This window comes from Enterococcus sp. AZ067, from assembly GCF_051715005.1.
Lineage (GTDB): Bacteria > Bacillota > Bacilli > Lactobacillales > Enterococcaceae > Enterococcus_D > Enterococcus_D casseliflavus.
In genome coordinates this window covers 2590782-2611515 of the sequence record NZ_JBIOSY010000001.1, presented here as the reverse complement: position 1 = coordinate 2611515, position 20734 = coordinate 2590782, and the positions used below count along the sequence as shown (strand labels likewise).

General features: G+C 43.8%; 21 protein-coding genes. 17 read left to right on the top strand and 4 right to left on the bottom strand.

What is annotated here, in order from left to right:
* Positions 1-60 precede the first annotated feature (60 nt).
* From IGI82_RS12355 to IGI82_RS12295, 13 genes are all read left to right on the top strand, one after another.
* Entirely contained in the window at positions 61-684 is a 624-nt protein-coding gene (locus IGI82_RS12355) for a LysM peptidoglycan-binding domain-containing protein (RefSeq protein WP_015510072.1), read from the top strand.
* A 105-nt stretch (positions 685-789) separates the two neighbouring features.
* Positions 790-1461 (top strand): (d)CMP kinase, encoded by a 672-nt coding sequence (cmk, locus tag IGI82_RS12350; RefSeq protein ID WP_010749236.1) that lies wholly within the window; start codon positions 790-792, stop codon positions 1459-1461.
* A gap of 212 nt (positions 1462-1673) precedes the next feature.
* Positions 1674-2888: a 30S ribosomal protein S1 gene (gene rpsA / locus IGI82_RS12345; RefSeq protein WP_005229333.1), complete on the top strand. Its 1215-nt coding sequence runs from the start codon at positions 1674-1676 to the stop codon at positions 2886-2888.
* Between the two features lie 163 nt (positions 2889-3051).
* Entirely contained in the window at positions 3052-4362 is a 1311-nt protein-coding gene (gene der / locus IGI82_RS12340; protein WP_005231911.1) for a ribosome biogenesis GTPase Der, read from the top strand.
* 234 nt (positions 4363-4596) lie between these two features.
* Positions 4597-4872 carry an HU family DNA-binding protein gene (locus IGI82_RS12335; protein WP_003126821.1) on the top strand — a complete coding sequence of 92 codons (276 nt, stop codon included), beginning with the start codon at positions 4597-4599 and terminating at the stop codon, positions 4870-4872.
* Between the two features lie 567 nt (positions 4873-5439).
* Positions 5440-7128 (top strand): dihydroxy-acid dehydratase, encoded by a 1689-nt coding sequence (ilvD, locus tag IGI82_RS12330; protein WP_008381045.1) that lies wholly within the window; start codon positions 5440-5442, stop codon positions 7126-7128.
* 2 nt (positions 7129-7130) lie between these two features.
* Entirely contained in the window at positions 7131-8831 is a 1701-nt protein-coding gene (ilvB, locus tag IGI82_RS12325) for a biosynthetic-type acetolactate synthase large subunit (RefSeq protein WP_087627770.1), read from the top strand.
* Positions 8832-8835: 4 nt separating this feature from the next.
* Complete coding sequence (ilvN, locus tag IGI82_RS12320) at positions 8836-9312, top strand: acetolactate synthase small subunit (RefSeq protein WP_438842292.1); 477 nt, start codon at positions 8836-8838, stop codon at positions 9310-9312.
* A gap of 50 nt (positions 9313-9362) precedes the next feature.
* Positions 9363-10352: a ketol-acid reductoisomerase gene (gene ilvC / locus IGI82_RS12315; protein ID WP_005229350.1), complete on the top strand. Its 990-nt coding sequence runs from the start codon at positions 9363-9365 to the stop codon at positions 10350-10352.
* A gap of 11 nt (positions 10353-10363) precedes the next feature.
* Entirely contained in the window at positions 10364-11617 is a 1254-nt protein-coding gene (gene ilvA / locus IGI82_RS12310; RefSeq protein WP_087627769.1) for a threonine ammonia-lyase IlvA, read from the top strand.
* A 163-nt stretch (positions 11618-11780) separates the two neighbouring features.
* Complete coding sequence (locus IGI82_RS12305) at positions 11781-12830, top strand: hypothetical protein (RefSeq protein ID WP_438842291.1); 1050 nt, start codon at positions 11781-11783, stop codon at positions 12828-12830.
* Positions 12831-14090, top strand: a complete 1260-nt coding sequence (locus IGI82_RS12300) for a tetratricopeptide repeat protein (protein WP_005229356.1) — start codon at positions 12831-12833, stop codon at positions 14088-14090. It abuts the gene before it with no gap.
* Positions 14091-14099: 9 nt separating this feature from the next.
* Positions 14100-14657, top strand: coding sequence for a YpiB family protein (locus IGI82_RS12295; RefSeq protein WP_005229358.1), 558 nt, complete (start codon positions 14100-14102; stop codon positions 14655-14657).
* 44 nt (positions 14658-14701) lie between these two features.
* On the opposite strand, the gene IGI82_RS12290 is transcribed toward IGI82_RS12295, so the two are convergent.
* Entirely contained in the window at positions 14702-15607 is a 906-nt protein-coding gene (locus IGI82_RS12290) for a YitT family protein (protein ID WP_128432492.1), read from the bottom strand.
* A gap of 137 nt (positions 15608-15744) precedes the next feature.
* On the opposite strand from IGI82_RS12290, the gene IGI82_RS12285 reads away from it, so the two are divergent.
* From IGI82_RS12285 to IGI82_RS12270, 4 genes are all read left to right on the top strand, one after another.
* Positions 15745-16095 carry a nucleotide pyrophosphohydrolase gene (locus IGI82_RS12285; RefSeq protein ID WP_005231912.1) on the top strand — a complete coding sequence of 117 codons (351 nt, stop codon included), beginning with the start codon at positions 15745-15747 and terminating at the stop codon, positions 16093-16095.
* On the top strand, positions 16082-17296 hold the full coding sequence (locus tag IGI82_RS12280; protein ID WP_005229364.1) for a CCA tRNA nucleotidyltransferase: 1215 nt from the start codon (positions 16082-16084) through the stop codon (positions 17294-17296). Before IGI82_RS12285 ends, IGI82_RS12280 begins: the two co-directional genes overlap by 14 nt.
* A gap of 7 nt (positions 17297-17303) precedes the next feature.
* Complete coding sequence (locus IGI82_RS12275; protein WP_005229366.1) at positions 17304-17672, top strand: thioesterase family protein; 369 nt, start codon at positions 17304-17306, stop codon at positions 17670-17672.
* Positions 17673-17739: 67 nt separating this feature from the next.
* A complete protein-coding gene (locus IGI82_RS12270; protein WP_005229368.1) occupies positions 17740-18198 on the top strand; it encodes a hypothetical protein in 459 nt (152 codons plus the stop codon).
* Between the two features lie 34 nt (positions 18199-18232).
* Here the strand turns inward: IGI82_RS12270 and IGI82_RS12265 are convergent, their stop codons facing one another.
* The 3 genes from IGI82_RS12265 to IGI82_RS12255 all read right to left on the bottom strand — a co-directional run bounded on the left by IGI82_RS12265 (position 18233) and on the right by IGI82_RS12255 (position 20687).
* Positions 18233-18508, bottom strand: coding sequence for a hypothetical protein (locus tag IGI82_RS12265; protein WP_005229370.1), 276 nt, complete (start codon positions 18506-18508; stop codon positions 18233-18235).
* A 143-nt stretch (positions 18509-18651) separates the two neighbouring features.
* Positions 18652-20046, bottom strand: a complete 1395-nt coding sequence (locus tag IGI82_RS12260) for a Y-family DNA polymerase (protein WP_438842290.1) — start codon at positions 20044-20046, stop codon at positions 18652-18654.
* 254 nt (positions 20047-20300) lie between these two features.
* Positions 20301-20687 carry a VOC family protein gene (locus tag IGI82_RS12255; RefSeq protein ID WP_438842289.1) on the bottom strand — a complete coding sequence of 129 codons (387 nt, stop codon included), beginning with the start codon at positions 20685-20687 and terminating at the stop codon, positions 20301-20303.
* Positions 20688-20734 lie beyond the last annotated feature (47 nt).

Sequence of the window (20734 nt, the reverse complement as noted above, 5' to 3'; positions counted from 1 at the left end):
AGGACAGTTTTTATTTACCTATGGTATAATACATCGGAAGGAAACTAGGAGGGAATACGAGTGAGCAAGAAAGACAATGACTACAATTCAGAAAATCAAGAACCGTGGGAACAACCAATCTATGATACAGAATACGATGATTCTGCATCAAGATCCCAACAAAGAAAACAAAAGCGTGGGAATTCACTCTTTTTGACGATCGTTTTAGTTTTGCTTTTCTTGATCGTGGCAATTCCGGTTGGTGCCGGTATTTGGGTATTGAACCATAACAATGATGCCCCAACCACAGCAAGTTCGAGCAGTACTGTAGAAAGTACGACAGAGTCTTCAACAACCGAATCATCAACGACGGAATCATCCACTACGGAATCGACAAGTGAAACGAGTTCGTCAACAAGTGAATCAAGTTCTTCATCAAGTAGCAGTAGTTCTGCACCAGCTTCAACGACGCCATCAAGTAGTGAACCGGCGCAACAAGAAAACAATGCGGGACAAGAGAATACGCAAACTGATCAAGGTCAAGGCGCAACTGGTACCGAGGAATACACGACAGTCCAAGCTGGCGAAGGTCCTGAACAAGTGGCAGCCCGTACAGGCATCTCAGTTGAAACCCTATATCAATTAAATGGGATTGATCCAAACAACTACATGCTTTACCCTGGCGACACCTTACGAATTAAATAAAAAACCGCTTTGGCGGTTTTTTTTCTTGAAAGAAAGAAGCCAAGGTGGGCGATAAGCAGAAACGATGAAGGAATACACATCGTTGGGAAACGAGGAGTAAGAAAAATGAAAAAAATCAACATCGCTATTGATGGTCCTGCGTCATCTGGGAAAAGTACAGTGGCAAAAATCATCGCGAATGACCTGGGATTTATTTATACGGATACTGGTGCCATGTATCGAAGCATCACGTATTTAGCTTTAAAAACGGGCTGTTCACTTGAAGATGAAGCGGCGATCGCTGCTTTGATCGATCAATACCCCATCACTTTTGAACCGACTGAACACGGTCAAGAGGTCTTTGCAGGAGGAGAGCAAGTCACAGAAGCGATCCGTCAGCCAGAAGTAACCAACGCAGTTTCGAAGGTGTCGGCATACCCTGCGATCCGCGAAAAACTCGTCCAACAACAGCAGATGATCGCTAAAGATGGCGGTGTCGTGATGGATGGCCGCGATATTGGTACGGCGGTTTTACCACAAGCAGAAGTCAAGATTTTTCTGGTAGCAAGTGTGGAAGAACGCGCACAGCGCCGTTTTAAAGAAAATCAGCAAAAAGGGATCAAAACCGATTATGAGACGTTGAAAGAAGAGATCCAGCAAAGAGATTATCTGGATTCTCACAGAGAAGTCTCCCCTTTGAAACAAGCGGAGGATGCGGTTCGAATCGATACGTCTGGTTTAACGATCGAGCAAGTCGTCGAAGCAATCAAAAAAACCATCAAAGAAAAAATTGATTAACAAAAACAATGGGTGTTCCCCATTGTTTTTTTATTTTTCGAAACCAAAAGATGAAAGTGAGTAAGAAAACAGAGGTGAAAAGACTTTTTTAACGAAAAAACCGTAGTTTTTTAGGAAAATAAGAGAAATCGCTTTATTTTTTTTTCATTCTATTTTAAACTAAAAGATGTAGTGCAATTATTGCAGAATTGTTGGTTAGGAGGACATGAGAGATGACAGAATTTGAAAATAATCAGGTTGAGAGTGGAAATGAATCAATGGAAGCCGCTTTAGACAATTTCCAAGAAGTAAAAGTTGGAGATATCGTTAAAGGTGAGGTATTGGCCATTGAGGATAAACAAGCGATCGTAGGGATCGAAGGCGCCGGCGTTGAAGGCGTTGTTCCTGCAAAAGAATTATCAACTTTACCTGTTGAAGACATCAACGAAGCAGTCAAAGTTGGGGATGTCTTAGAATTGGTTGTGATTTCAGCAATTGGTAAAGACAAAGAAAACGGCAGCTATCTCCTTTCTAAACGTCGCTTAGACGCGAAAAAAGTTTGGGAAGATATCGAAAAAGATTTCCAAGAAGGAAAAATCATTGAAGCACCAGTCACCAACGTCGTTAAGGGCGGGTTAGTGGTTGATGTAGGTGTTCGTGGGTTTGTCCCAGCATCAATGGTCGAAGACCATTTTGTTGCGGATTTCGAAGATTACAAAGGGAAAACATTGACCTTCAAAATCGTTGAGATCGAGCCTTCAGAAAACCGTTTGATCCTTTCTCATAAAGCAGTTGTCGAAGCAGAAAAAGCAAAACAAAAAGAAGCTTTATTAGCTGATTTATATGAAGGACAAGAAGTAGAAGGAAAAGTAGCGCGTTTGACCGACTTTGGTGCCTTCGTAGACCTTGGCGGCATCGATGGACTTGTCCATGTCTCTGAAATTTCTCATGGACATGTTGGCAAACCGAGTGACGTTTTATCTGTTGGCGATACCGTCAATGTGCGTATCTTATCTGTTGATGCAGACAAAGAACGTGTGTCACTTTCGATCAAAGACACATTGCCTGGACCGTGGACCAATATTGAAGAGCAAGCGGCTGTTGGCAGTGTCTTGACAGGGACTGTTAAACGCTTGACAAGCTTCGGTGCGTTTGTGGAAGTCTTCCCAGGTGTTGAAGGGCTGATCCATATTTCACAAATCTCCCATAAACACATTGCGACACCACATGAAGTCTTACAAGAAGGTGATGAAGTGCAAGTGAAAGTGCTTGAAGTGAACCCTTCAGAACACCGAATCGCATTAAGTATCAAAGCATTAGAAAAAGCCGAAAACACCAATGAAACACAAGAGGTTTCAGAGGACGACTATCAATTGCCAGAAGAATCAACTGGTTTTACTATGGGTGATATCTTAGGTGATGCCTTAAAAGACAGCGACGAAGAGTAATTGTATGCCATCAGCTTATAACGATTCGATGTTTGAATTTGTTATAAGCTGGTTTTTTGTTTGCCAGGAAAGCTTGCAACTTTCCATGGCTTTAGGTAAACTAAGTAAGATTGAATACAAGAAGCAGCGTACAAGGACTGCTTTTTTAAATGGAGGGTAAAAAATGTCAAATCCAACAATAGCGATCGTTGGACGTCCGAATGTGGGGAAATCGACCATTTTCAACCGGATAGCTGGAGAACGAATTTCGATCGTTGAGGATACTCCAGGAGTGACCAGAGATCGTATTTATGCCACTGGTGAATGGCTAGGCCGTGAGTTTAGCGTGATCGATACAGGTGGGATCGATTTAAGTGATGAGCCGTTTATGGATCAAATCAAGCATCAAGCAGAAATCGCCATCGATGAAGCAGATGTCATTGTTTTTATTACGAGTGCTCGTGAAGGAGTAACCGATGCTGATGAGCTTGTGGCTCGTTTGCTGTACAAAAGCAACAAACCCGTGATTTTAGCCGTCAACAAAGTTGATAATCCCGAGATGCGTACCGACATCTATGAATTTTATGGTTTGGGTCTAGGCGATCCATACCCAATCTCAGGAAGTCATGGATTAGGGATCGGGGATGTTCTTGATGAAGCAGTCAAACACTTCACCAATGAAGCAGAAGAAGAAGATGATTCCATCATCAAGTTTAGTTTGATTGGTCGACCAAATGTCGGTAAATCCTCTTTGATCAATGCAATTCTAGGGGAAGAGCGAGTGATCGTTTCTGATATTGAAGGAACGACTCGTGATGCGATCGATACCCATTTTACCAGCGAAAGCGGTCAAGAGTTTACCATGATCGATACCGCCGGGATGCGTAAAAAAGGGAAGGTCTACGAGTCTACTGAAAAATACAGTGTGATGCGGGCGATGCGGGCCATTGAACGCTCAGACGTCGTCTTGATGGTCTTGAACGCCGAAGAAGGGATTCGCGAGCAAGACAAACGGATCGCTGGCTATGCCCATGAAGCAGGCCGTGGAATCATTATTGTTGTCAATAAATGGGATACATTGAAAAAAGAAACGAATACGATGCGTGATTTTGAAGAAGAAATCAGAGACGAATTCCAATATTTGGATTACGCGCCAATCATTTTTGTTTCCGCAGTGACGAAACAGCGCTTGAATAAGCTGCCGCAATTGATTGAAGAAGTCAGCATGAATCAAAACATGCGTATTCCATCTGCGTTGTTGAATGACGTCATTATGGACGCTGTGGCGATCAACCCAACCCCAACAGACAAAGGCAAACGTTTGAAGATTTTTTATGCGACGCAAGTAGCTGTCAAACCGCCAACTTTTGTTATTTTTGTCAACGAAGAAGAACTGATGCATTTCTCTTATGCACGTTTCTTAGAAAATCAAATCCGCAAGGCATTCACTTTTGAAGGAACGCCGATTCGGATCATTCCTCGCAGAAGAAAATAGAGATTTTATCATACTTTGTTTCTTTTTACAAAGAAATCTATCCTTTTCTAGAAAAATGGGAAAAAACCAAAAAAAACCCCCCTAAAAACGTTAAAATCCTTGATATTACAAGGTTCTTATGATAACGTTATATCAGAATATTGATGGTAATCAATATTTGACAAAAACCTTGGACCACTCAAGATTTTTGTTGATGCATGACATCAAAAAAAATATCAGGAGGTGAAACCATCCATGGCAAATAAAGCAGAATTAATCGAAAAAGTTGCAGCAGCTACTGACTTAACTAAGAAAGACGCAACTGCAGCAGTAGACGCTGTATTCTCAACAATTCAAGACGCTTTAGCTAACGGTGAAAAAGTTCAATTGATCGGCTTTGGTAACTTTGAAGTTCGTTCTCGTGCAGAACGCAAAGGACGCAACCCACAAACTGGTGAAGAAATCAAGATCCCTGCTAGCAAAGTACCTGCATTCAAACCAGGTAAAGCTCTTAAAGACGCAGTGAAATAATTGAGTCTTGTAGAAACCCTTGAGTAATCAAGGGTTTTTTCTTTTGTCTAACTAGGAACTGCCACTATGCAGGCGGATCGAATGGGAAAAGAAATGGTTATTATTGTCAGAAAATTCAAAAATATTTTTTGTTTTTCTTTTGCTCTAAAAAAAACAAGGGTTGCGGGCACACTTTAATTCTCAAGCAAGAATAATGGTGATTTAAAAGTCATTTTTATCAAAAGAAGCAAGCGATTAAATGACATCTAATGTGAGGAAGGGTTCCTTGGAATTGTCATTATTGAAAAAAAATTCAGAAAATTCGTTGACAAGTGTTTTTGCAAAGGGTATATTGGTAAACAATTACAAGAACGTTACTATTTCTAATGAAGGAGCCATTTTCTATGCGCAATTTTAATCAATATTTATTAGTCATTATTATTGATACCAGGACTTAGAACACGGAAGCAAAAATTATCCGTTTGTTTGAGTCCTATTTGCGTAAGTAAAATGGGATTCTGGCAAAGCATCCCAGTTTTTTATAACCGGGATGCTTTTTTTTATTCCAAAATGCAGGAGATGATGAGTGTGAGAAGTGATCAGATTAAAAAAGGGATCGATGCAGCGCCAGCTAGGAGTCTGCTCTATGCCACAGGACAAGTAAAAAATATCCATGACATGAACAAGCCATTTATTGCGATATGTAATTCCTATATCGATATTGTGCCTGGACATGTGCATTTACGGGAGTTAGCAGATATCGCTAAGGAAGCGATTCGTGAAGCTGGCGGCATCCCTTTTGAGTTCAATACGATCGGTGTGGATGATGGCATTGCGATGGGCCATATTGGCATGCGTTATTCGCTACCCAGCCGAGAATTGATCGCTGATTCCGCAGAAACCGTGATCAATGCTCACTGGTTTGACGGCGTATTTTATATCCCGAATTGCGACAAGATCACTCCTGGCATGATTTTAGCAGCGATGCGGACGAACGTACCGGGGATCTTTTGTTCTGGGGGTCCGATGAAAGCCGGTATTGATCCACGGGGCCACCAGATAACCTTGTCTTCCATGTTTGAAGCCGTGGGGACTTACAAGACTGGCAACATGACGAAAGAAGACTTTGAATTTATGGAGCAAAATGCCTGTCCGACTTGCGGTTCCTGTGCAGGGATGTTTACTGCCAATTCAATGAACTGTCTTTTAGAGATCTTAGGATTGGCAATGCCAGGCAATGGTACGATTCTTGCCGTATCTGAAGAACGACGAGAACTAGTTAGACAAGCCGCCTTTAAGTTGATGGATCTTGTTGAAAAACAAGTGAAACCTCGAGATATCGTGACCAAAGAAGCTATTGATGATGCCTTCGCTTTAGACATGGCGATGGGGGGTTCCACCAACACAGTGCTGCATACCTTAGCGATCGCCAATGAAGCTGAGATCGACTATGACTTAAGACGGGTCAATGAAATCGCTAAAAGAGTGCCTTATCTCTCAAAAATCGCGCCATCATCAGCCTATTCGATGCACGATGTTCATGAAGCTGGCGGCGTTTCCGCAATCATAAGGGAGCTTTGTGATATCGAGGGAGCGATTCATCCTGATCGACCGACTGTCACAGGCAAGACGTTACGAGAAAATGTCGCTGAAGCGAAGATCCACAACGAAGAAGTTATTCATCCCAAAGAAAACCCGTATAGTCCTGTGGGTGGTCTATCGATCTTGTACGGTAATATCGCCCCAGAAGGTAGTGTTATCAAGGTCGGTGGAGTCGATCCAAGTGTCCAAGTGTTCAAAGGCAAAGCGATCTGTTTTGATTCACATGATGAAGCAGTTGCTGCCATCGACAATCATACCGTACAAAAAGGACATGTTGTAGTGATCCGCTATGAGGGACCAAAAGGAGGACCAGGTATGCCAGAAATGTTGGCGCCTACCTCAAGCATCGTTGGACGTGGGTTAGGCAAAGATGTCGCCTTGATTACAGACGGCCGCTTTTCAGGAGCGACGCGGGGGATCGCAGTTGGACATATTTCTCCGGAAGCTGCAGCCGGTGGTCCATTAGGACTAGTCAACGATGGCGATGAGATCATTATTGATTTGCCAAATCGAACGCTAAATCTGCAAGTTTCAGAAGAAGAGCTTGCCAAGCGTGCGCAAGAACGACCGAAGTTTCGTTCAAAAGTGAAAAAAGGATGGCTTGCACGTTATACCGCTTTAGTGACCTCTGCCAATACGGGCGGGATTATGCGAGTACCTGATGAGGAGGAGTAGCAATGGAAAATATCGAGTATCAAGCATCGCATCTAAGGACTGGCGCACAAGTATTAGTGGACAGCTTACAAGAGCAAGGCGTCGAAATGATCTTTGGCTATCCGGGCGGCGCCGTCCTGCCGTTATATGATCAATTATATGATGCAGCGATTCCGAATATTTTGACGCGTCACGAGCAAGGCGCGATCCACGCCGCTGAAGGCTATGCCAAAGCTACTGGCAATGTTGGGGTCGTTTTAGTGACGAGCGGACCAGGTGCTACAAATGTCGTCACGGGCATTGCCGATGCTATGAGTGATTCCGTACCATTGGTAGTTATCACGGGACAAGTGGCGGTACCAGGAATTGGCAAAGATGCCTTCCAAGAGGCGGATATTCTGGGTATCACGTTGCCGATCACGAAGCACAACTACCAAGTCCGCTGTGTCGATGAGCTGCCAAAAGTGATCGCTGAAGCCTTCCATATCGCTTCCACAGGGCGAAAAGGACCGGTTGTCATCGACCTTCCGAAAGATATTACATTACAAGAAACCGCTGAAACCTGCTCATTGCCGATCACAAGGAAAAGTTATCAGCCGACGGCAGAGCCATCCCGTCTGCAAATCGAAAAACTGATGCAAGTCTTGGAAAAAGCTCAGCGACCAGTGGTACTGGCGGGTGCAGGCGTGATCGCTGCTGAAGCTGCAGCTGAACTAAATGCATTTATTGCCAAGTACAAGTTGCCGACAGTGACAACGTTGCTTGGCTTAGGCTTACTGCCAAGTGATCATCAATTTTTCTTAGGCATGGGCGGTATGCATGGCACCTATGCGGCGAACATGGCTTTATCAGAAGCCGATTTGATTATCAATATCGGCTCTCGCTTCGATGATCGCCTAGCAACGGCCGGCAGTCAGTTCGGCAAGCAGGCGATCGTTGCTCATATCGATATTGACCCAGTGGAGATCGGCAAGATCGTAACGACAAAGATCCCAATCGTCGGCGATGCCAAGGCTGCTTTGCAGCAAATGCTGCGGTACCCACCAACAAGAGGAACCTGGACGACTTGGTTGGATCTATGCCAAAAACGGAAAAAGGAAAAACCTTATCGCTATGATCGCACTCAGACACAAGAAATCAAACCACAAAAAGTCATCGAAGAAGTAGGGCGTTTGACCAAAGGAGAGGCTTACGTCATCACCGATGTTGGTCAGCATCAAATGTGGGTCGCGCAGTATTATCCTTTTCGCTTTCCCAAACAATTGATTACCAGTGGCGGACTAGGGACGATGGGCTATGGCATCCCTGCAGGAATCGGCGTTCAATTTGCTCATCCAGAAAAAATGGTCGTGGTGTTCGTTGGCGATGGTGGATTTCAAATGACGAACCAAGAATTTGCGATTTTGAATGAGTATGGCTTGAATGTCAAATTTGTGTTATTGAACAACTGCTCTTTAGGAATGGTTCGCCAATGGCAAGAAACATTCCATGGCAAGCGGCGCTCTGCCTCCGTTTTTGCGCAGCAGCCTGATTTTGTCAAACTGGCACAGGCTTATGGCATTGAAGGCTGTCGGATCGATGACCCAGAGCAACTGGTTGATCAATTGGCAGCAGCTTTTTCTCAAGCAGGGCCGCAGCTGATCGAAGTAATGGTCTCGCCATCTGAGCATGTGCTGCCGATGATCCCACCGGGGAAAGCCAATCATGAAATGATGGGGGTCTAAGGGGATGAAACGGGTATTAGCAGCAATCGTCCATAATGAAGCAGGTGTTTTGAGCCGTATCACGAGTGTCTTGAACCGTCGTCAAGTCAATATCGAGAGTATCTCTGTCGGTACGACAGAACGACCAGAGTTTTCACATATGACGATCATTGTCAACGTGAACGATTTGGCAGAAACAGAACAAGTGACTAAGCATCTGAACAAGCAGATCGATGTCTTGAAGGTTTCTGATATTACAGAAGTTCCTCATATCGAACGGGAGCTGGTGCTGATCAAAGTCAATGCGCCAACCACAAGCCGTTCGGAGATCCAAGCAGTGATCGATCCATTTCGAGCACACATTGTCGATGTGGCACTAAAAACAATCGTTGTGCAAGTTGCTGGCGATACGAAAAAGGTAGAAGCGTGCATCGAGGTTTTACGTCCATACGGCATCAAACAATTGGCACGGACGGGTGTCACTGGCTTTACAAGAGGGTAAGTGCAATTTTGAATTGCTTAAAATAAAGAAAGAATTCGGAGGAAACAAGTATGGTAAAAGTATATTACAACGAGGAAGTTACAGATAATTTAGGAGACAAGAAGATTGCGATCGTCGGCTACGGCTCTCAAGGGCACGCTCATGCGCAAAATTTACGGGACACAGGTCATGAAGTCTTTATCGGCATTCGTGAAGGAAAATCAGCGGAAGCCGCAAGAAACGATGGATTTGAGGTTTTCCCAGTAGCCGAAGCCGTTCAAAAAGCGGATGTAGTCATGATCTTGGCACCCGATGAGATCCAAGGATCGTTGTATAAAAATGAGATCGAACCGAATCTTTCTGCGGGCAATGCATTAGCATTTGCTCATGGTTTCAATATTCATTTTGATGTGATCGCGCCACCAAAAGAGGTGGATGTTTTTCTAGTTGCGCCAAAAGGACCAGGTCATTTGGTGCGTCGAACCTTTACCGAAGGGTTTGCGGTACCAGCCTTGTTTGCAGTTTATCAAGATGCGACTGGTAACGCACAAGCAACGGCTTTATCCTATGCAAAAGGCATTGGTGCCACAAGGGTCGGCGTTTTGGAAACGACCTTTAAAGAAGAGACCGAAACCGATCTTTTCGGTGAGCAAGCCGTACTTTGTGGCGGTTTGACCAGTATGATCGAAGCGGGCTTTGAAACATTGGTAGAAGCGGGGTACCAACCGGAATTGGCTTATTTTGAAGTTTGTCATGAATTGAAACTGATCGTTGACTTGATTTATGAAGGAGGCTTCAAAAAAATGCGCCATTCGATCTCGAATACGGCTGAGTATGGTGACTACGTTTCTGGTGCTCGGGTGATCACTGCACAAGCCAAAGAAAACATGAAAGCCGTATTGACAGACATCCAAAACGGCCAATTTGCGAAAGGATTCATTGAAGACAATCAAAACGGCTTCCCTGAATTCCATAAAATGCGTGAGGAAAACGGCAATCATCAAATTGAAAAAGTCGGCAGCGAGTTACGGAAAATGATGCCGTTTGTTGCGAAAGATTAGGAGGGACGCGTTTGTTGGTGACAGTTTCTGCAATCGAACAAGCCTACGAGCGACTGCGGGGAGCAGTTAGTCATACGCCGCTGCAGTATGATCGCTTTTTATCTGAGAAGTATCAAGCGACGGTCTTGTTGAAGCGAGAGGACTTGCAAAAAGTCCGCTCCTTCAAATTACGCGGTGCCTACTATGCGATCACCCAGGCAGATCCTGAACTGACTCGTCGTGGCGTCGTCTGTGCCAGTGCCGGAAACCATGCGCAAGGTGTTGCTTATACCTGTCAAGAACAGCAGATCCGAGCGGTTATTTTCATGCCGACAACGACGCCACAGCAAAAAATCGCGCAAGTCCTCTTTTTCGGTGGAGATTATGTCAAAATCGAATTGGTGGGAGATACGTTTGATGTGGCAGCCCAAGCGGCTAAACACTTTGCAAAAGAACAGCAAATGGCCTTCATTGCTCCCTTTGACGATCCTAATATTATCGCAGGACAAGGAACCGTTGCTGTGGAGATGCTGGCGGATGCTGAAAAAAAACAAGTAACGATCGATCTGGTCGTGGCAGCGATTGGCGGGGGCGGCTTGATCAGCGGAACCGCAGCCTATTTGAAAGAAAAGCAACCGAAGATAAAAGTTGTTGGAGCAGAACCTGTAGGGGCAGCCTCGATGCAAGCCGCCTTTGATCATCAAGGACCAGTGGCGCTGGAGCATATTGAAACCTTTGTGGATGGTGCAGCGGTCAAACAAGTCGGAGCTCAAACCTATGCCCATGCCAAACGCTATGTGGATCAATTGGTAGCTGTGGAAGAAGGCGCAATCTGTCAAACGATTCTGGAATTGTACAGCAAGCAAGCGATCGTCGCTGAACCAGCTGGTGCCTTGAGTGTGGCAGCTTTGGATCTGATCAAAGAGCAAATCAAAGGCAAAACAGTCGTCTGTATTGTGAGTGGCGGTAACAATGATAGTTCCCGTATGGCAGAGATCGAAGAGAAATCACTGATCTATCAAGGATTGAAACATTATTTTATCGTCAATTTCCCACAACGTCCCGGTGCGTTGAAGGAATTTGTTAGCCATGTATTAGGTCCCGATGATGATATCACTAGGTTTGAATATACAAAAAAAATCAATCGTGGAACAGGACCAGTAATGCTGGGAATCTTGTTGAAACACAAAAAAGATCTCCCCGCATTACTGTCACGAATTGAACAGTTTGACAAAAACTATATCAACCTTCAGCAAAATCAATCACTCTACTCACTTTTGGTTTAAGAAAAAACATGATTTTCCTTTGGAAGAAGAGGAAATCATGTTTTTTGCTTTTTATCGGATCGTTGAACCAATCACAGGAAAATACTTCCTAATCATTAGCGATTTAGTAGGTGTTTAAGCTCCTTCTTGTTATAATAGGAAGTAGTAGCAAAGGAGTGAGCCGATGGAAGCTGTTTTTTTCCGAAATGAACAAGAAACCCAAATTTCTTATGGTGAAACACTAGCATCGGTCATGAGAGAACAGTCGATCGAGCCGCAGCAGGTGATCATTTTGACGAATCAGCGCTATTATGACCGCTTTTCAGAAAAATTGACCCGCCTGTTTTTGCCACGAGAGGTCAATTGGTATATTTGTACCAATCAAATGTATTGCAACAACTTTAGTGAGTTTAAAGCTGCAATGGATTTCTTCGGCCGCTTTTCAAAACAAGAGCCGCTGCTGATCGTCGGTTTTGGGAATGAAGGCGTGTTGGCATTGAGCAGTTTTATCCACGCGACGTCGGTTCTGACGACACAGCTTTGGCTGATTCCCGTTTCCTTGCGGGCCTTAGCTAAAAGTGTGAAAGAAACAGCGATCGTTGTGAAAAAGCCAGATATCCCGATGCTGGAAAATCCTAATACACCCGAATTTGTTATTTACGATCAGACGATCGCAGAAAAACAGATCGATGGGAAATTGGTCGATTTTTTGACTCTGATTCGTTGTGGCGTGCTTGCCGATAGTGAGTTTTTAAAAGAGCTTTATCGAACTTATCCCAGTCATCAGGCGTTGATGAGACATTCGTTGGCTGCGTATACCGATCGGTTGATCCAACTATACCAGCAATCAGGCAGCGAATTGGAGGAGTTTGGCCAACTCTTTGCCGATGCTGCTTATCGAACGGAAAATGGGCACTTGCTGTCTGATGCGATGAAATTATTCTTTGGCTTTTTGTTTCATTTTATGTGGACCGTCCAGCAGCAGCAATTGACTGTCGATCTGCCCGTGTTCTGCCAATGGTTTGCCCGATTGGGTTTTCCTATCGAATTGCCCGAGTCTTTTTCATTAAGCGAATATTTCAGTCATGTACTGGAATTGCAGCAAAAAGAAAAAAAACTGTTATTTTTGGCAAAAGTTGGTACAATAGGGGGCAGAACAAAAATCGAGGAAAAAGATCTCGTCCAGACGATGGAGACTTATCAGCGATTAATCAATGAGATTCGAGGGGTTTAAATGGAAACATATAGTGAAAAAATGTTAAAAGCATTAGCCGCGGAAGAACTGGCTGAAGCACAATTAAATTTTACCGAAGCTCTGCAAAAAGATGATGATGAGACATTAGGCGCTTTAGGTGATGAACTATTGCAGATCGGCTTTTTGGAAGAGGCGAAAACGTTATTTGAAACCTTGCAGCAACGACATCCTGATAATGAAGCTTTGCTTCTTCCTTTAGCAGAAATTGCGATGGAAGAAGACCAGATCGAAACGGCTTTTGCCTATATTGATCAAATACCACCGACCAGTGAAGCGTATTTGCAAGCCTTGCTATTGAGTGCGGATCTTTACCAATTGATCGGTATCCCTGAAGTTAGTGAAGCCAAACTAAAAGAAGCGCAAAGCATTGTGCCAGATGAACCTTTGATACGGTTTGCCTTAGCTGAGTTAGCCTTTTCGACTGATCGCTATCAAGAAGCCGTTGACCTTTATCAAGGATTGCTGGAAGAAGAAATCACGGATATTTCGGGGATCTCGATCGTTGAACGGACTGGTACATCATTGAGTATGGCGGGCAAGTTTGAAGAGGCATTGGAATATTTTGAAGCAAGCCTAGAAGACGAACAGACCGATGAGCGTCTTTTTCAAACAGCTTTAGTCTATTTGCAGCTAAAAGAAAATGAACAAGCGATTCGCTACTTGCAGCAGTTGCGGGTCATGAATCCGCAATACCGTGCCTTGTATCTTTATCTTGCAGAAGCATTGCAAGAAGAAGAGCAGCTGGAAGAAGCGCAGCGTGTGATCGAAGAAGGGATTCATGAAGATCCATATCAAGTGGATTTCTATCATTTTGCTGCCGAGAATGCTTACCGACTTCATGACAGTGAAGCAGCAGAATCATTTTTACTAAAAGCATTGGAGACTGGTGACAAAGAAGATGATACGTTACTGACCTTAAGTAATTTATACTTGAATGAAGAGCGTTGGCAAGAAGCGATCTTGACCATCGAACGAATGGAAGACAATGAGCAGCCGCATGCCCTTTGGAATTTGGCGCAAGCGTATAATGCGCTGGAAGATTTTGACAAAGCAGCAAACTATTACGAAGAAGCCAATGCTGATTTGCACCATGAGCCAGCATTTATGAAAGAATATGGCATTTTCTTACGTGAAGAAGGGCGTTTACCTGAAGCACTTCATTTGCTGCAACATTATTTGGCGCATGAGCCAGGTGATTTAGAAGTACAGTCGATCGTGGAGGACTTATTAGAAAGATAGGTGAGAGAAATGAACATCAATGTACAAGAAAAGAAAAAGTTTCTTAATTGGTTAGTTTCGACCGTTTCCTTCAGCCGCCGAGAAGTCTCTTGGGTGTTAAACTATCTGGCGAACCATGAAGCGATCTTGACCAATGTTCATTTTGTAGAAGGGGCAGCCGCAGCCAAACGGGGCTTGAGTGTACGCAGTACAGAAATTGGGGGCGAACCGTTTGTCTTGAGCATCGAAGGGCAGACCTTTTATGACATTGATCAGATTTTTCATGAGATTCGCATGAATTGGAAACAACCCTTGTATCTTGAATGTCTCTTCCCAGATTCTTGGTCGCAATCCTTTTATTTAGCAGTTTTAGAAGACAATCCTTATGAACGTTGGAACGACCACTTGGATCAAGAAATGACCCAACATGTTACTCAGTATCTTGAAAAAGAAGAAACAAAAACCAAAATCGATACCTTGTATCGGCAAATCGATCTAGCCTTGGAAAATGGGGATCGTGATGCCTTCTTAGAACTTTCCGATGAAGTAAATCGACACTTGCTCCAGCAAAAAGAAGAAAGCCGGTAACAAGCAAAAAGCAGCCCTTTAACCGGGGCTGCTTTTTTCAGTCTCTATTTTGTTTTAGGAACAGCGGTTTTGCGCTGTAAGAACCGCGACTTAGGTCTTAAGTAGGTAAAGCCTTCACCTTCGACTTCATGGACATTAATGACAGAAACAAACGCTTGCGGATCAAAGTCATGAACGATGCGCTTGACTTCAGAAATCTCCCGCCCGCTGACCACCATATAAATGATTTGTTTCGACACTCTTGAGTAAGCCCCTTCGCCCTGTAAAAACGTGACGCCTCGTTCTAATTCATCCATTAAAACAGGAGCCATCTCTTCGCTGTGATTGCTGATCACTAAGATCCCTTTGGCTGAATAGCCGCCATCTAGGATCGAATCGATCACGCGCGTGAAGACATAAGAAAAAATCAAGGTATACATCATGCGGTTCAAATCTATATAAGTCAAAGAAAGCAACAGGACGAACACATCAAAGATCAAAAGCGAACGACCGATCGTCACCCCAAAGTTTTTCTCTAAAATACGTGCCAATACATCGACTCCGCCAGTCGTTCCCCCGACCTTGTAGACGATCCCACTACCGATCCCTGCAATCAAACCAGCCAAGAGCGCAACGATCAGCAGATCGTGCTGCAGATCGATCAACAGGGGAACACTCTGCCAAAATGCCAACCAAAAAGACAAACCAAAAGTTCCTAAAATCGTATACACTAATGAGCGTCGACCAAGAATTTTGCCACCGATCAAAATGATCGGAATATTTAAGATCAGTGTACTGATGGCAGGATTGATTCCCCATAAGGCTCGCAGGATCAAGGTGATCCCCGTCACACCGCCTTCTGCTAAGTCATTTGGGATATTTAGATAGACTAGACCGAAGCCATAGATACTTGTACCAAAAATAATCAAAACAATATCGCGAATCGTTCGCCATGAAAAAAATGCCCGCATCCTGTTTCCTCCGTTATTCAACTTCCACAAGTATCAATGTAGCACGAAATCATTGAATGCACAACAAATCCTGAAGGGGGCTCTATCTAGGCAGGCAGCCATTCTTTTGGTAAGATAAACGAGAAAGGGTGGAGAAAATGACAGAAAAACGTTCTTTGGCATCGATGCAAGAAGAAGTCGATGCGTATATTCAGCAATTCAAAACTGGCTATTTCAGCCCCCTCGCCCAAATGGCTCGTTTGACCGAAGAAGTCGGCGAATTGGCGCGAGAAGTGAATCACTATTACGGGGAAAAAAATAAAAAAAGCGATGAAGTTGAAAAAACAGTGGCAGAAGAACTCGGTGATGTACTCTTTGTGACGATGATCATGGCCAATTCACTAGACATCGACCTGACTGAAGTGTTTGAGGAAAATATGGCAAAATTCAATCAGCGGGATGCGTATCGTTTTGAAAGAAAAGATGGGAAAGTAAATGAAACTGACTAAACTACCAAAAGAATTTGCAGAAGCTGCACCGCTTTTAAAAAAAATCGAAGCCGCAGGCTATGAAGCATACTTTGTCGGCGGCAGCGTGCGAGACACGATCTTAGGCCAGCCGATTCATGATGTCGATATTGCTACCAGTGCATTTCCAGCCGAAATCAAGGCGCTTTTTCCTCGAACCATTGACATTGGCATCGAGCATGGGACGGTGTTGGTTTTGTGGGAGCAGGCGCAGTATGAGATCACTACGTTTCGAACGGAAGCAGCCTATCAAGATTACCGCAGACCCGACAAAGTGGATTTTGTCCGTTCCCTGAAAGAAGATCTAAAACGGCGGGACTTTACCATCAATGCGTTGGCACTTCAAGAAGATGGTGTCATCATTGATCTTTTCGATGGTCTGGCAGATATCGATAATCAAATCTTACGAGCAGTGGGTCACCCCCAGGAACGTTTCCATGAGGACGCCCTACGAATGATGCGGGGGCTGCGTTTTGTCAGTCAATTGGGCTTTGTTTTAGAAACAGAAACATTGGCTGCTATCCATGCGAATCATGCCTTGTTGGGAAAAATCTCTGTTGAACGGATCATGATTGAATTCGTGAAATTGCTGTTAGGCAATCATCGGAACCAAGCACTACGGGCGCTAGTAGAAACCGAATGCTATATCTATTGCCCAGGCTTGCGGGAATACGGTGAGGCGTTACTGCGGATGGCAGACCTGCCAGCGATCCCATTAGAAAACGAAACGGCGGCCTGGGTTTTGCTCATTGACCAAATGGGTTTAGCGCCAGAGGCAGTCCGCAGCTTTTTAAAAGCTTGGAAATGTTCCAATGACTGCATCCGCCAAGTACACACGGCTTATCAAGCACTGCTCGCGCGTCGAAACGGCGAATGGAATGACCTAGTGTTGTATCAGTTCGGTCTAGAAGCAACCTGTTTAGCCGAAGGATTATTGCGTTATGACAATCAGCCCAACGATCCAGCAAAAATCAGTCAGCGCTATCAGCAGCTGCCGATCCATTCACTGAAGGAGTTGGCGATCAATGGACGTGATTTACTACAAACGATCGATCGTTCTTCTGGTCCGTGGCTCAAAGAAGTCTTGACCGCTGCCGAAGCTGCAGTCATCACACGAAAAATCCCTAATGAAAAAGAAGCACTATTAGCGTTTGTCCAAGCGTATTTAGCAAAGGAGGGATAACTGAAAAATGGAAAGCAAAAAAGAATTTATCGTGGGACAGCAAGACACTGCGGCTGTTTTGGGTTCTGGGGGATTAGATGTTTTAGCAACCCCACGATTGGTAGCAATGGTGGAAAACACCTGTTGGGAAGCCCTTGAGCCTACTTTAGATAAAGGGTTTACTACCGTCGGTACAAAGTTTTCGATCAATCATTTGAAGCCTTCACCAGTTGGAGCGACAATCACAGTTCTTGTGCAGTGGGAAAAAGAACAGGGGCTCCAATTTCATTATCAGGTAATAGACGCGAAACAACAGATCATTGCCAATGGGACGCATCAACGAGCAGCAGTGGAAATCTCTCGGTTCATGAAAAAAGTCAACGAAAAACAAAGTTAATTTGTGTCCCGATGGCGACTATGTGTTAGAATTAAAGTGTATTACTAATAAAAAGGAGCGTTTTGTCATGGCTAGAGAAATGAAAGCTTTAAAATTTTATTTCCGTAATGGAGAAACATGGACGATTGAGCGCCGTTACATCGGTGACTTGTGGATCAAACAAATCACGACCAGTTTTGGCCGCATCCACGGAAGCGAATTTGTTGAGATTCATCCATGTGCTGGGTTCAAAATTGAAATCTTCCAAGAAGGCGATCATGTGGCAACGCATGACATCAACTTAGGTGGGCTTGAATTAGGGATGTTTGCCCGTGCGTTGAAATATGAAGATATCGAACGGATGGAAATTCTTTACCGTAACGGTACACCGGATCTTGTGTATTTCCCATATAAGGACAAAGATACGGAAGGATTGGATAACGTATACCAATCAACAAAAATCAGTGAGAAAACGAAGAGCCTTTATATCGTGATCGACCCGAACCAGACAGTCGATGATGTTTATAAAGAACATTTCGAAGAATAAGAAAAACGCAGAACCAGTTGGTTCTGCGTTTTTTTTAGAATGATTCTTGGAACATATCCGTATACTTTTTTAATAAAAGATAATCTTCGGCATATTCATCTTTTAAAACGATCGTATCGCCAAAGAAACTCTTACGCGCATGTTGGATGATACGATGCTGAATATCTTTTTCTAAAAGGTAATCGATCTCAGACTGTTTCAGGTTTTGTGCAGCAGTCGCCCGATTCTTTTCTAAATATTGCAGCAAATCGTACTCAAGGTGTCCCGCACCGTTGATGACTCGTTTGTATTCGATTTTGTCAATTTTCATCTGCTCACACTCCTTGCTATTAAAGTACCTTAGAAAAGAACAAAGGGGGAGGTGGGCGAATCGAAATTACATAAATCTTTAAAAAATGGACCGTTTGTTAATGTTATCTTAAGATTTGTCAGCAAAAAGGAAAGAAAAACGAATCAAGTGCCAGTATTTTTCGAACCATCAGCAAACGGTTCTTTTTCCTTTTGCGGATGGACGGGTCCTATATTAGCGATCCCATCTAGACCACCGGCATGTCCGCCGACTAATTTGCTGCGAGCAATGGCGCGAGCGCCTTTCATTCGGCTTGTGGCATGAACGATCGAAGTGAAGCCATATTTCTCACGAATCTTATCGATGATCAAATCTAATTTACGCTGGCGCAACTGCGCTTCTGCTTGCTCAAAAAGATCCAGCTGGACATTTTCTGTATAAACCAATTTTGAATAGGTAATACCAATGTGGCGAACGACTTGCCCCGTATAAAATTTTCGAAAGAGAAACAGGCAATGAGCCACAAGTTTGCGGGTATTGTCAGTTGGCGGGATCTTCATTTGTCGGGAAAAACCAGAGGCAGTTTCACCAAAGGCTACGCCGATGTAAACATTGATACAAGCGGTCTGACAATGATGACGGCGAATCCGAGCGGTAACTTGTTCCGCCATTTCCTTGATGACGATCTCGATTTCTTCTTGTAAATAATAATTGCGATGTAGGACTTGGCTATTGCCGTAGCTTTTTTCCATCACTTGTGGTGTCGGTTCAGATAAAATCGTGCGATCAATGCCATGGGCGTGATGATAGAGCTGCTCGCCAATGATCCCCATGCGACTGCGTAAAAGATCAGGACTGGCGTGAGCCAATTGCTCGATCGTTTCAATCCCCATCAAGTGCAGTCGTTTTTCTGTGCGCCGACCGATCCCCCAAAACTCTGTCATAGGGGCGATCTGCCAAACTTTTGTCGGTACATCGTCATAGGTCCATTCAGCGATCAAGGAACGATTGTGTTTGGATTCGTTATCTAAAGCTAGTTTTGCTAACAATGGATTATCGCCAATGCCGATGGTGACATACAATTTCGTTGTTTCGTAAATGTCTTTTTGAATTTGCTGGGCAATCAACCAACGTTTTTCTTCGCGAGAGATCGTTTTATCGGGAATGAAAAGATCCAGTGTACGGGTCAGATCCATCATCGTTTCGTCGATCGAATAGAGCAGCAAGTCGTCTTGTCCAACATATTTGCGAAAGACATTATTGACTTTGGTGTTTTCTTTGATATAAAAACTCATACGCGGCGATGCTTTGTACAAATCGGGATGTGTCGGCAGGTTGTCATTGCGAGTCACATTTGAAATCCCCAATACCGATTTTGCCTTGGGGGAAGCTGCTAAGACTAAGCCGTTACCAGTATTGTCAGAATGTGACATGACGACCAGCATCGCTTGGATAGGATCTAATCCACGAGAGATGCATTCGACAGAAGCATAAAAACTTTTGACATCGATAAATAAGATATCGCGTTTTGGCTCGAGCGCATAATTAAAACCACCCATTTTTATCACTCCTTACCGAAATTATACGAACGTTTGTTCTTTTTTGTCAAGCGAACAGGAGCGAATGAGGGAGATTTGTTTTTTTATAGAGAAGTTATTTTTGTTTTATAATGATGGGAAATGTTGGTTTATAAGGAATACATTCATTTCAGATTATCAGAATTCGATTGGACATACATACGGGGTTTTGTCTTTTTACCCGAAAAACGGATAAAAAAACAGCCGCTCCATTGGACCGACTGTCGTAGCTTAAATCAATTTTCGGCAGGTAGGGTTGCAAACAAACTTAAGAGATTGCCGTCTATATCTTTGACAATGGCATAGCGTTGCCCCCAAAAGGCAGACCAAGGTTCTTTGAAAGACTGATACCCGGCAGCAACGACTTTTGCATGAAGGGTATCAACTTCTTCAGGAGAATCACATAAAAAGGCTAGTTCAATCGTATCACCCACAGTCATTGGTGCATGTCCGTAGATCCCAGCAACCATCTGGCGGCTATTCAAGGAGATGCGAACCCCGTCGTTTGCTAATTCCATATAATCTTCTGAGTGCTGACCTAATGGCGTGAAGCCAAGTACTTGATAAAAAGCCAGTGCCTGTTCCATGTTTTTTGTGATAATACCGACCATATCTAGTTTCATTGTTTTCTTCCTTTCATGTGGGCGTTCTTTACATAACAGTCAATGCA

Bases quoted from the DNA above. Each gene is read 5' to 3' on its own strand.
- ilvN (WP_438842292.1), top strand. From the start codon at position 8,836: ATGAAACGGGTATTAGCAGCAATCGTCCATAATGAAGCAGGTGTTTTG.
- IGI82_RS12300 (WP_005229356.1), top strand. From the start codon at position 12,831: ATGGAAACATATAGTGAAAAAATGTTAAAAGCATTAGCCGCGGAAGAA.
- ilvB (WP_087627770.1), top strand. From the start codon at position 7,131: ATGGAAAATATCGAGTATCAAGCATCGCATCTAAGGACTGGCGCACAA.
- cmk (WP_010749236.1), top strand. From the start codon at position 790: ATGAAAAAAATCAACATCGCTATTGATGGTCCTGCGTCATCTGGGAAA.
- IGI82_RS12290 (WP_128432492.1), bottom strand. From the start codon at position 15,607: ATGCGGGCATTTTTTTCATGGCGAACGATTCGCGATATTGTTTTGATT.
- IGI82_RS12275 (WP_005229366.1), top strand. From the start codon at position 17,304: ATGGAAAGCAAAAAAGAATTTATCGTGGGACAGCAAGACACTGCGGCT.
- IGI82_RS12280 (WP_005229364.1), top strand. From the start codon at position 16,082: ATGAAACTGACTAAACTACCAAAAGAATTTGCAGAAGCTGCACCGCTT.
- IGI82_RS12265 (WP_005229370.1), bottom strand. From the start codon at position 18,508: ATGAAAATTGACAAAATCGAATACAAACGAGTCATCAACGGTGCGGGA.
- ilvC (WP_005229350.1), top strand. From the start codon at position 9,363: ATGGTAAAAGTATATTACAACGAGGAAGTTACAGATAATTTAGGAGAC.
- IGI82_RS12295 (WP_005229358.1), top strand. From the start codon at position 14,100: ATGAACATCAATGTACAAGAAAAGAAAAAGTTTCTTAATTGGTTAGTT.
- IGI82_RS12305 (WP_438842291.1), top strand. From the start codon at position 11,781: ATGGAAGCTGTTTTTTTCCGAAATGAACAAGAAACCCAAATTTCTTAT.
- rpsA (WP_005229333.1), top strand. From the start codon at position 1,674: ATGACAGAATTTGAAAATAATCAGGTTGAGAGTGGAAATGAATCAATG.
- IGI82_RS12270 (WP_005229368.1), top strand. From the start codon at position 17,740: ATGGCTAGAGAAATGAAAGCTTTAAAATTTTATTTCCGTAATGGAGAA.
- IGI82_RS12285 (WP_005231912.1), top strand. From the start codon at position 15,745: ATGACAGAAAAACGTTCTTTGGCATCGATGCAAGAAGAAGTCGATGCG.
- der (WP_005231911.1), top strand. From the start codon at position 3,052: ATGTCAAATCCAACAATAGCGATCGTTGGACGTCCGAATGTGGGGAAA.
- IGI82_RS12335 (WP_003126821.1), top strand. From the start codon at position 4,597: ATGGCAAATAAAGCAGAATTAATCGAAAAAGTTGCAGCAGCTACTGAC.
- IGI82_RS12255 (WP_438842289.1), bottom strand. From the start codon at position 20,687: ATGAAACTAGATATGGTCGGTATTATCACAAAAAACATGGAACAGGCA.
- IGI82_RS12260 (WP_438842290.1), bottom strand. From the start codon at position 20,046: ATGGGTGGTTTTAATTATGCGCTCGAGCCAAAACGCGATATCTTATTT.